Below are 9,880 nucleotides of genomic sequence, written 5' to 3' on the forward strand. Positions count from 1 at the left end.
AGAATCATTTTGTCAAGGGTTAGCGAGAAAAAAATTTGTCACTGCCAAGGCGATCGCTAATCCATAAGAGTAAAACAATCGCCCCCATTTAAACAGGAGCCGGAATTTGGGTTAAATAGGTTAAACAGTGGCCCATGAGGAAATAAACTACTAACATAGCCACTGCCGCTGCTGCCACCAAGGTTCCCGCCAGCATCAAGGAAAACTCTTGCTTGTCGAACGCTTGCTGCATTAGATGCAATGACCAAGCCACAAGACCGAGGTCAAAGATGAGAATCGGAACTAACATATTTTAAATTTTGTTAACTTTCCTCTATTCTAATACATAATTTTCCCTGGGGATAATCGGAGGGAAGTTAAAAACAGGGATTTTTTGCTGGTTTTTTGATCGCAGCTGTCAGCCGTCAGCCATTGACTTTCAGTAATAGGTGTAAACCTTACTCTTCTAGGGTTGCAGCCTAAAGAAATCCTTTTCCCGAAAAAGCGACTCAATCCCTAGATTAAGTTCTGCAAATCTGTCCCTCATTTTCCCTAGCTAACGCACGGGTACTTGTTGATTTTGCAGATAATTTTTGACCTCAGCGATGGTTAATTGACCATAATGGAGCAAAGAAGCCAATAAAGCGGCTTCTGCCCGGCCTTCCGTCAATGCTTCGTAAATATGCTGACAATTACCCGCTCCTCCAGAGGCAATCACAGGAATCTCCACCCTTTCAGCGATCGCTTTTGTCAATGCCAGATCGTAACCCGCTTGCGTGCCGTCGGCATCCATACTGGTAACTAACAACTCACCCGCCCCGCGTTTTTCCACTTCTTTGGCCCATAATAAAGCATCAATACCCGTATTTTCGCGTCCACCCCGAACATAAACCTCCCAACCGGGGTTATGCACATCCTTACGTCGTCTAGCATCGATCGCCACCACAATGCACTGTTTCCCAAAGCGATCGCTGGCTCGATCGAGCAATTCCGGCTCGCGCACGGCAGCCGAGTTAATGCTGACTTTATCGGCCCCGGCTCTTAACAAATTTTTAATATTTTCTAAGGATTGGATGCCCCCACCCACTGTCAGAGGAATAAAAACCTGTTCCGCCGTGCGATAGACTACATCAATAATCGTGTCGCGATCTTCATGGGTAGCAGTAATATCAAGAAAAACCAACTCATCGGCCCCTGCCTGATTATACAAGCGGGCCAACTCCACGGGGTCGCCAGCATCCTGAAGATTGACAAAATTAACCCCTTTCACTACCCGACCTTTATTGACATCCAAACAAGGCAAAATCCGCTTCGCTAACATATCCTAGACTCTTGATTGTAACAATGGCCATCAAACGATCGCACAATTCCCCCCCGGCAGCCGAGGAAAATCTGCTCACTCCCAATCCCACTATAGAAGAAACGGAAAAAGCAGAAGCGCAGATTCGTCCGCAATCCCTAGAGGATTATATCGGTCAACAGGACTTAAAAGCTAATCTAAAAGTCACCATCGCCGCGGCCAAAGCTAGACAAGAAGCGATCGATCATTTGCTCTTCTACGGACCGCCGGGGTTAGGAAAAACCACCATGGCTTTAATTTTAGCGGCTGAGATGGGAGTAAATTGCCGCATTACTGCCGCCCCCGCTTTAGAGCGTCCCCGGGATATTACCGGCATCCTGATCAATCTTCAACCCCGGGATATTCTTTTTATCGACGAAATTCATCGACTGAATCGGGTGACGGAGGAGTTATTATACCCAGCGATGGAGGATTATCGCCTAGATGTGACGATTGGTAAGGGTCAAGCAGCGAAAATTCGCAGTATTTCTTTACCTCCCTTTACTTTAATCGGTGCTACTACCAAAGTTGGCTCTTTAACTGCGCCTTTACGCGATCGTTTTGGCATGATTCAACGTCTGCGTTTCTATACGGTCGAGGAATTGACGGCAATTATGCTCAGAAGTGCTACTATTTTTAATATTCCCATTACTGAAGCAGGTGCGATCGAAATTTCCCGTCGGAGTCGGGGAACTCCACGCATTGCCAATCGTTTATTAAAACGGGTGCGCGACTATGTGCAGGTGAAGGGAGAAACTATGATCACCCCCCATTTAGCCGCTGAGGGATTAAATCAGTTAAATGTGGATTCTATGGGTTTAGATTGGACCGATCGATTAGTATTAAAGACGATGATCGAACAGTTTCAAGGTAAACCCGTGGGATTGGAAGCGGTAGCGGCAGCCACGGGAGAAGATGCCAAGACGATTGAAGAGGTGTATGAGCCTTATTTATTACAAATAGGTTATCTTAATCGTACTCCCCGGGGTCGTGTAGTGACGGCAGCCGCCTACGAACATTTAGGTTTACTGGCGAAATTGCCGAAAAATGAGGATCGGAGTTTACCTTTGTTCGAGTTCTAGTTTTCTGGATAGGGTTGGCTGAATAAATCTAAAAACCTTGTTGGATTAAGACTTTTCGGGGGTAAAATTCACACCCCACACCCCACACCCCACACCCCACACCCCACACCCTGTCCCCACAAAAAACTTTTTCAGCAACCCTAATTACCAGCGTTTTAGCTCACTTGTGTCTTTAAATACTGCCTTGACTGCTTGAAATCACACAAGCCCTTGTGTAAAGACCGTATGATGAAGATCGTAGTAAGTTACATTGTTGTCATTGCCTGCCGCTTCTCATCTAGACTATGTTGGGATTGGTCAAAGCTATGCAATAGTGAGCTTTTATAGTCAATAATTTTTTAAGTCTGTTAACGCCCTATGTCTGTCCCAAATAAAGAAAATCTTAAACTAGAAACTCTTACCCTGTTTCAAAAATACCAAAAAACAGGGGATAATAAGTTACGGGATCAAATTATACGGTTAAACCTAGGATTAGTCAGAAGGGAAGCTCATCATTGGGTCAATCAATGCCATGAAAACTACGAAGATTTAGTGCAGGTTGGCTGTATGGGGCTAATTCGGGCGATCAAGCGTTTTGACAGCAGCAAAGGTCATGCTTTTAGTTCCTTCGCTATTCCCTATATTCGCGGCGAAATTCAACACTATCTGCGCGATAAGGGTTACACGGTTCGTATTCCTCGTCGTTGGTTAGATTTGGGCAGACAAGCGGCAAATATGCGTCGGGATTTCCAAACTATCCACAATCGTCAACCCAATGATACGGAAATCTCCCTCGCTTTAAATATTTCGCTTGAAGAATGGCAAGAGGTAAAACTGGCTTTCCAAAACCGTGAACCTCTGAGTCTCGATGCGACGGTTAATAACGATGAAGATAATAACACCTGTTTAAAAGACATCGTTCCCGATCCCGGTTATCGCAGCTTTCAACTTTGTCAAGAGGACTGCATTCGTTTACAACAGGCACTGGCTCAATTAGAAGAGAAAACCCGTCATATTCTCGAATTTGTTTTCCTTAAAGATCTTACTCAACGGGAAACTGCCGAACAATTAGGCATTAGTGTTGTTACCGTCTCCCGTCGGGTGAAAAAGGGTTTAGAAATGCTCAAGGAAACCATGCTCCAAGAGGCATTTTAGCCCAATTATCGGTTATCATCGCAAGTCCGTTATTAACTCCCAATTCAACTTTAAAAACTCGGTTATGGATTTTTTCTCCTGCTCCGATGCTCCCCTCTCCCAGCTTATCTTTGCTCCAATAGCAAGTAATTTAAAACCGCAGCTAAATATTCATACTGCTCGATCGAATTATAGTAGTGAGCAGAAATTCTCACAATTAATGATGCTTCTCCCCAGGGAATTATCGGCACTTCGATCTGATATTTTTCCCACAGTTGTCTAGATAAATCTTCTGCTATCCAAGCATAACTAGGAATTAGAATTGAGGACATCGATCCAATCATTGATTCTGGGCAAGGATAATTGACCTGCAAGGCATGACAAAGCAAATTTCTGGCTTTTAAAACCAAATTATGATTCCTCGCCATCAGACCCAGTAAACCATCAATAGAGAGAGAATTTAAAAACTCGATCGCTTTTGGCACTGATAAATAAGCGCTGGGATCATCGGTTCCCATCCAAGCAAATTCTAACTGAAAACGGGAACGATCTTGTCGAGGAGAATTGGCACCATGGCTAATAGTTAAAGGTCGAATTATTGCCTGTTTATCCCCGCGCACATAAAGAAAAGCAGCCCCTTTGGGACTACATAACCACTTATGACAATTAGCAGTATAATAGGTGGGATTAATTGCCCCGATATTAAGGGGTAAAAAACCTAAAGCATGAGCGCCATCGATGAGAGTATCAATACCCCGATTATTTAATTCTTGCACAATTTCTGCGATTGGCCAAATTAAGGCCGTGGGACTGGTGACATGATCTAAAACTACTAATTTTGTCCGGGGAGAAACAGATGCTAAAATTGCCTGACTAATTTCTAAAGGAGACTGCACAGGAAAGGGAATTTTAGCGATAATTACCTTTAAACCCCATCTTTTAGCTATATGTTTAACTGCATTAGCACAAGCATTATAGGTCTGATCGGTGATCAGAATTTCCTCATTTTCCTGAAAAGTTAAGGAATTTAACACCGCATTCACTGCTGTGGTTGCATTGGGAACAAAGACTAAATCATCGCTATTTACACTGACTAAATCCGCTAATTTTTGCCTAGCAATATCTAATAAACCCTCTAATTCTCTCCCCAAAAATGCTAAAGGTTGCCTTTCCATTCGTTCCCGTAATTGTTGCTGATAATCCAAGACTATTCTAGGGGTTGCACCATAGGAACCATGGTTGAGAAAATAAATATTATCGGGAATTAACCAAGAATTTTTGGACATATTGAATTAGTTTGATTTTATTGAGAACTAGAAAAAATAATAGCTTCATCTATTTTTTGCCGAATATCTTCTCTCCATTCCGCATCAGTTATTTGTTCGTATTCATCGAGTAACTGCAAAGCAAAGTCAATGACTTTTTCTGGAGATTGATATTTTCCCGTTTTCACTTTCCGTTGGAGATGTCAGTTCAGGTTCTTCCGAACTTACACTGTAGAAAACTCCCTAAGCTCCCTCTCTGTCCAGCAATGCTCTAAAGTTGATAAATATCAATCTAACAAAAACTCAAAGCCCTATTATACAAGCTTTACAAGTATGAGTTGGTGATAGTTTGACATGACAGGTTCGGTAGAGCCTCAGTTCATAGGTATTATGACTATCTACTGAGAAAATCAGCTTGATCTTAATTTTAAGCTAAATATCGACAAAAAAAGCTCTCCAAGAAAAAGGAGAGGGGAGAGAACGAGTTAGAAAAAATTATTAATGTAACCATCCTTTCAGACGACGTGCGACTTGAGGACGACGTAATTTTCGCATCGCTTTAGTTTGAATTTGACGTACTCGTTCGCGAGATAAATTGAACATTCCTCCCACTTCCTCTAGGGTATAGGGTTGACTGGTAGCTAAACCATAACGGAGGGAGATAACATCTTTTTCCCGTTCCGTGAGAACATCACTTAAAACCGCGAAAATTTCCTGACGCATCATCATCTCATTCATTTTATCTTCGGGAAGTTGTAGATCATCATCTTCCAACAGATCCACTAATTCCGTATCTTCTCCCTTCCCTACACGATGATTTAAAGAGAGAGATTGACGACGCAATTGTAATAATTGCCGCAATTGTTCGGGAGTTATTTCTAACGCTTCCGCGAGTTCCCGTTCATTGGGATTGCGCTGTAAATCTTGCTTGAGAATGCGCTGCGCTTTTTTGAGTTTATTGAGTTTTTCGACAATGTGAATCGGTAAACGAATTGTCCGCGCATCGTTAGCAATAGTGCGGGTGATTGCTTGTCGAATCCACCAATAAGCATAGGTAGAGAATTTATAACCTTTATTGGGATCGAATTTTTCGGCCGCACGGTTGAGTCCGATCGCACCTTCTTGAATTAAATCTAAGAAAGGAACCCCGCGATTTAAATAGCGTTTAGCGATGGAAACCACCAAGCGCAAATTAGAACGAATCATCTTCCGTTTAGCTGTTCGTCCGCGATAAAGACGGTTTTCCAGTTGACGTTCATTATCTAATTCTAAAGCGATCGCCCATTCTGTTTTCGTCGGGGGACGATGTAAATTTTCTTGCAGTTTTTGGCGTACTTCTTCCGCTTCCATGAGAAACTTAACCAAGTAGGCTAATTCAATTTCTTCTTCCGCACTAAGCAGGGGATAACGGGCCATTTCTTTAAAAAATGCGCCAACAGTGTCTTCATTGCTGCCTTTATCGTATCGCGTTCCACTACTCCCACGAGTGTTTTTTAGGGTTTCCGGTAAAGATTCAGTCAGATCTTCGTCAGTTCTTTCACCAAAATCCACGCTGTCCAGTTCTAAAGGATTTGTCTCCAGGGCAATGATTTGATTAAAATTATCATCGGCGGCTAGTTTAGAGATTTTCATAAGCAGTTATGGATGGAGTGGGGTTATAATAGCGGGGAAAAACTCAGTTTCTCCCAATGGGCTGATTGTTACATTGAATTTTCGGGGAGCAGATTTTTTAAACGTTTTCTTAATTAATGGCGGCCATTTCTGGGATATAATTAGGCGCTTCTGTGTGGATTGTTACAAATCGCTGAACCAGATAATCAGATTTTCTGGTGAATAGGGGAGACTTTCAGGGTTTCCACTTATACACTCTAACTAAGGTTTTTGGTATTTGACTAGGTAAAGATCACGCTTCTTAACAATCAAGATAGCCATCAGCTTTTTATTACTATTCTTCGCTTTTTCTATTGAGAACCATTCTCACCTTTTGACTAACTACGGTTTGCGGCAAAAAGTTTTTCCTGGGGGTAGGGTGTGGGGTGTGGGGTGTTGTGGGGTTTTACCCATTTTCAGGTGGTCAATTACCTAAGTTTCAGGGAAAAAGTGCCTAATTCTCCCCCCCGATCCCTCCAAAGGCTGCCACTTTTTGATTTCAAAAAAGCCTAAAGATATTATCCAACAAGGTTTTTAGATTTATTAATCAAACCCTAACTAGGGTGCGATTTAATAGCTAATAGTCAATAATTATCATTTGGGCAGACTTCACGGGCTAAAAATCAAAATTTGTGGGCAAAAAAGCAATATTTAAACTGTTTTTAGAGAAAATTAACTGGTTTTATTCCCCTCAAGCTTTAAACTATAATTTAAATACCCCATTCTCCCCATCACCCTATCACCCCATCTCCCCACTGACTATGCTCGATCGCCATGCTACTCTAACTGTAGCGGAACCTCGCACATCTTACCAATTAACCACAACTGGACAACCGTGGTTAGAGGTTTTGGTCGATCGGCCTTATCCTAGAGATAGTCAAGAGGATCAGCAAATATTAACCTACAGTATCCCCCGGGATTTAACAGTAGAAATCGGCGATATTTTAAGCGTTCCCTTTGGTTCTCAGGTAATAGGGGGAATTGCTCTTAGATTTCTCGAAAATTTGCCCCCAGGACTAGAAGAAAATCAAATTCGTCCCGTGGAAGATGTGATTGCTAAGGGGTTTTTTCCCGATAATTATTGGCAGTTATTGACGAAAATCGCCCAATACTACGCAACAGATTTAATCACCGTTGTTCGCGTCGCTTTACCTACGGGTTTACTGCGAAGTTCCCAACGTCGCATCAGATTAAAACCAGAAGCGATTCCCCCTGGTGCGGAAGTTTTTTGTACTCCCCTCTCCCGTCAGATTTTATCCCTGCTCAAAAATCAAAAAGAAGGCGATTATTCGGCGAAATACCTGCAAGAAAAAGTAAAAAATGCCAATTACGGTATCCGAGACTTAGTTAAGCGCGGTTGGGTGGAAAGCTATCTAGAAGCACCCAAAAGTCCCAATATTAAACAAAAAAAAGCCATTACCCTGCTAATAACCGACTTTCCTGCGGATTTAACCGAAAATCAGCGCAAAATTGTCGAAATTTTACGCCACCAGGGAGGAGAAATGTGGCTGCCAGAATTGGCACAACTCGCGGGGACAAAACATTTTAAACCGCTGATTGACAAGGGTTATGTGGTGATTGAGGACCGGGAATTTCTGCGCTTATCCTCGGCGATTATGAGCAGGGATCAACCAAAAACACTCACTTCTAGTCAAAAACAAGCTTTAGAAGCCATTCAAACCCTGAAAGGTGGTGAAAGCGTCCTCTTACACGGAGTGACGGGATCGGGTAAAACAGAAGTTTATCTACAGGCGATCGCACCTGTCCTGGCAGCGGGTAAATCTGCCTTGGTTTTAGTCCCCGAAATTGGATTAACACCGCAACTAACCGATCGCTTTGTGGCCCGTTTTGGCGATCAAGTCTATGTTTATCATAGCGCCCTCTCTCAAGGAGAAAGATACGATACCTGGCGACAGATGTTGACAGGAACCCCGCAAGTTATTATCGGGACGAGATCGGCGATTTTTGCCCCTTTACCCCATCTAGGCATGATTATCCTCGATGAAGAACACGATAGCAGCTTTAAACAAACCCAATTACTCCCCACCTATCACGCGCGTACCGTGGCTAAATGGCGCTCTCAATTAAACCATTGTCCCGTAATTTTAGGATCGGCCACGCCATCCCTAGAAACATGGCTAGAATCCCAAGCTAATCCTAGTCTTTACCTATCTTTGCCCGATCGCATCCAAAATCGCCCCTTGCCGCAGGTGGAAATCGTCGATATGCGACGGGAATTGCAACGAGGCAATCGTTCTCTGTTTAGTCAATCCCTGCGTTCAGCGCTGGAAACCCTGCGCGACAAGGGAGAACAGGCAATTTTATTCGTCAGTCGTCGGGGACATAGTACTTTTGTATCTTGCCGGAGTTGCGGTTATGTGCTGGAGTGTCCCCACTGTGATGTCTCCCTCTCCTATCACCACACCGAACCGGGAGCGCAGGAATTACTACGCTGTCACTACTGCAACTATGGTCGCATCCATCCGAAACAATGTCCTGAATGCGGTTCTCCCTATCTAAAATTTTTCGGCACTGGCACTCAGCGAGTCACCCAAGAATTAAGCAAAGAATTTCCTGATTTGCGCTGCTTGCGTTTTGATAGTGATACCACCCGTAACAAAAATGCTCCCCGGGAACTATTAAAACTATTTACTGATGGTGAATTCGATGTTTTAGTGGGAACCCAAATGCTCACCAAAGGATTAGATATCGATCGAGTTACCCTAGTAGGAGTAATGGCAGCCGATGGTTTACTTTATCACTCCGATTATCGCGCCTCCGAACGCGCTTTTCAAACCCTCACCCAAGTAGCAGGGAGAGCAGGAAGGGGAGAAACAGAAGGAAAGGTAATTATCCAAACCTATACCCCAGAACATCCCGTGATTAGAGCAGTACAAACCCACGATTATGAGGGTTTTGTCGAGACGGAATTAATGCAGAGAGAGGGTTTAAATTATCCTCCCTATGGCAGTTTAGTCTTAATTCGCTTTAGTGGTTTAGATGGGGAAGCAGTGCAGAAAAGTGCTGAAAATGTCGCGGAGGAATGTGTTAATAATTTCGGTTCCGATTGGGATATTTTGGGACCTGCACCCGCAACAATTATGCGCGTGGCTAACCGTTATCGCTGGCAAATTCTGTTAAAATTATCGGGAGAAAAAGCTGATATAGGTCGTCTTTTTCTTCCTCTGAAAAGCTTAGTTTTACCAAGGGTAAGTATGGCGATCGATGTGGATCCCTTGACGATAGAATAATCAAGGATGGATAATGCGCTCGCAACGCGCTCGCTACGCGAGATCGCTATTGTTCACGGATGCAACCAGTTATCTAAATCTGTCAAAGTGTCAAAGTCTAATAAAGCGAGTCCTAAGTCTTCTAACCGCTCCACAGGAAGGTTACGGATGTTTTCTTGTAGATTCTGGGGTATTTCTCCGAAACGTCGCTGAAGTTGACGG

Annotated in this window: 9 protein-coding genes; 3 read left to right on the forward strand and 6 right to left on the reverse strand. The window is 43.3% G+C overall.

The window, feature by feature from the left end:
- Nucleotides 1-88 precede the first annotated feature (88 nt).
- Both IM496_RS16345 and hisF read right to left on the reverse strand, forming a co-directional pair.
- Nucleotides 89-289 carry a hypothetical protein gene (locus IM496_RS16345; protein ID WP_104395538.1) on the reverse strand — a complete coding sequence of 67 codons (201 nt, stop codon included), beginning with the start codon at nucleotides 287-289 and terminating at the stop codon, nucleotides 89-91.
- A gap of 246 nt (nucleotides 290-535) precedes the next feature.
- Nucleotides 536-1,300, reverse strand: coding sequence for an imidazole glycerol phosphate synthase subunit HisF (hisF, locus tag IM496_RS16350; protein ID WP_287662571.1), 765 nt, complete (start codon nucleotides 1,298-1,300; stop codon nucleotides 536-538).
- A gap of 23 nt (nucleotides 1,301-1,323) precedes the next feature.
- Between hisF and ruvB the strand changes: the two genes are divergently transcribed.
- Nucleotides 1,324-2,400 (forward strand): Holliday junction branch migration DNA helicase RuvB, encoded by a 1,077-nt coding sequence (gene ruvB, locus IM496_RS16355; RefSeq protein ID WP_110579285.1) that lies wholly within the window; start codon nucleotides 1,324-1,326, stop codon nucleotides 2,398-2,400.
- Nucleotides 2,401-2,757: 357 nt separating this feature from the next.
- Nucleotides 2,758-3,534, forward strand: coding sequence for an RNA polymerase sigma factor SigF (locus IM496_RS16360; protein WP_194018115.1), 777 nt, complete (start codon nucleotides 2,758-2,760; stop codon nucleotides 3,532-3,534).
- A 104-nt stretch (nucleotides 3,535-3,638) separates the two neighbouring features.
- Here the strand turns inward: IM496_RS16360 and IM496_RS16365 are convergent, their stop codons facing one another.
- The 3 genes from IM496_RS16365 to IM496_RS16375 form a co-directional block, all read right to left on the reverse strand.
- Nucleotides 3,639-4,799: an aminotransferase class V-fold PLP-dependent enzyme gene (locus IM496_RS16365; RefSeq protein ID WP_194018113.1), complete on the reverse strand. Its 1,161-nt coding sequence runs from the start codon at nucleotides 4,797-4,799 to the stop codon at nucleotides 3,639-3,641.
- 17 nt (nucleotides 4,800-4,816) lie between these two features.
- Nucleotides 4,817-4,966, reverse strand: a complete 150-nt coding sequence (locus IM496_RS16370) for a hypothetical protein (protein ID WP_194018111.1) — start codon at nucleotides 4,964-4,966, stop codon at nucleotides 4,817-4,819.
- A 310-nt stretch (nucleotides 4,967-5,276) separates the two neighbouring features.
- A complete protein-coding gene (locus tag IM496_RS16375; RefSeq protein ID WP_194018109.1) occupies nucleotides 5,277-6,410 on the reverse strand; it encodes an RNA polymerase sigma factor, RpoD/SigA family in 1,134 nt (377 codons plus the stop codon).
- Between the two features lie 779 nt (nucleotides 6,411-7,189).
- Here IM496_RS16375 and priA point away from each other — a divergent pair.
- Complete coding sequence (gene priA / locus IM496_RS16380; RefSeq protein ID WP_194018322.1) at nucleotides 7,190-9,679, forward strand: primosomal protein N'; 2,490 nt, start codon at nucleotides 7,190-7,192, stop codon at nucleotides 9,677-9,679.
- Nucleotides 9,680-9,732: 53 nt separating this feature from the next.
- Here priA and IM496_RS16385 read toward each other — a convergent pair.
- Nucleotides 9,733-9,880, reverse strand: a 148-nt coding sequence (locus IM496_RS16385) for a DUF4351 domain-containing protein (RefSeq protein WP_287662576.1), incomplete at its 5' end; no start/stop codon positions are given.

Source organism: Microcystis sp. M049S2 (assembly GCF_020245625.1).
GTDB lineage: Bacteria > Cyanobacteriota > Cyanobacteriia > Cyanobacteriales > Microcystaceae > Microcystis > Microcystis ichthyoblabe_A.

Coding starts and splice junctions, on each gene's coding strand:
- IM496_RS16360 (WP_194018115.1), top strand. CDS start 2,758: ATGTCTGTCCCAAATAAAGAAAATCTTAAACTAGAAACTCTTACCCTG.
- IM496_RS16345 (WP_104395538.1), bottom strand. CDS start 289: ATGTTAGTTCCGATTCTCATCTTTGACCTCGGTCTTGTGGCTTGGTCA.
- IM496_RS16365 (WP_194018113.1), bottom strand. CDS start 4,799: ATGTCCAAAAATTCTTGGTTAATTCCCGATAATATTTATTTTCTCAAC.
- hisF (WP_287662571.1), bottom strand. CDS start 1,300: ATGTTAGCGAAGCGGATTTTGCCTTGTTTGGATGTCAATAAAGGTCGG.
- ruvB (WP_110579285.1), top strand. CDS start 1,324: ATGGCCATCAAACGATCGCACAATTCCCCCCCGGCAGCCGAGGAAAAT.
- IM496_RS16375 (WP_194018109.1), bottom strand. CDS start 6,410: ATGAAAATCTCTAAACTAGCCGCCGATGATAATTTTAATCAAATCATT.
- priA (WP_194018322.1), top strand. CDS start 7,190: ATGCTCGATCGCCATGCTACTCTAACTGTAGCGGAACCTCGCACATCT.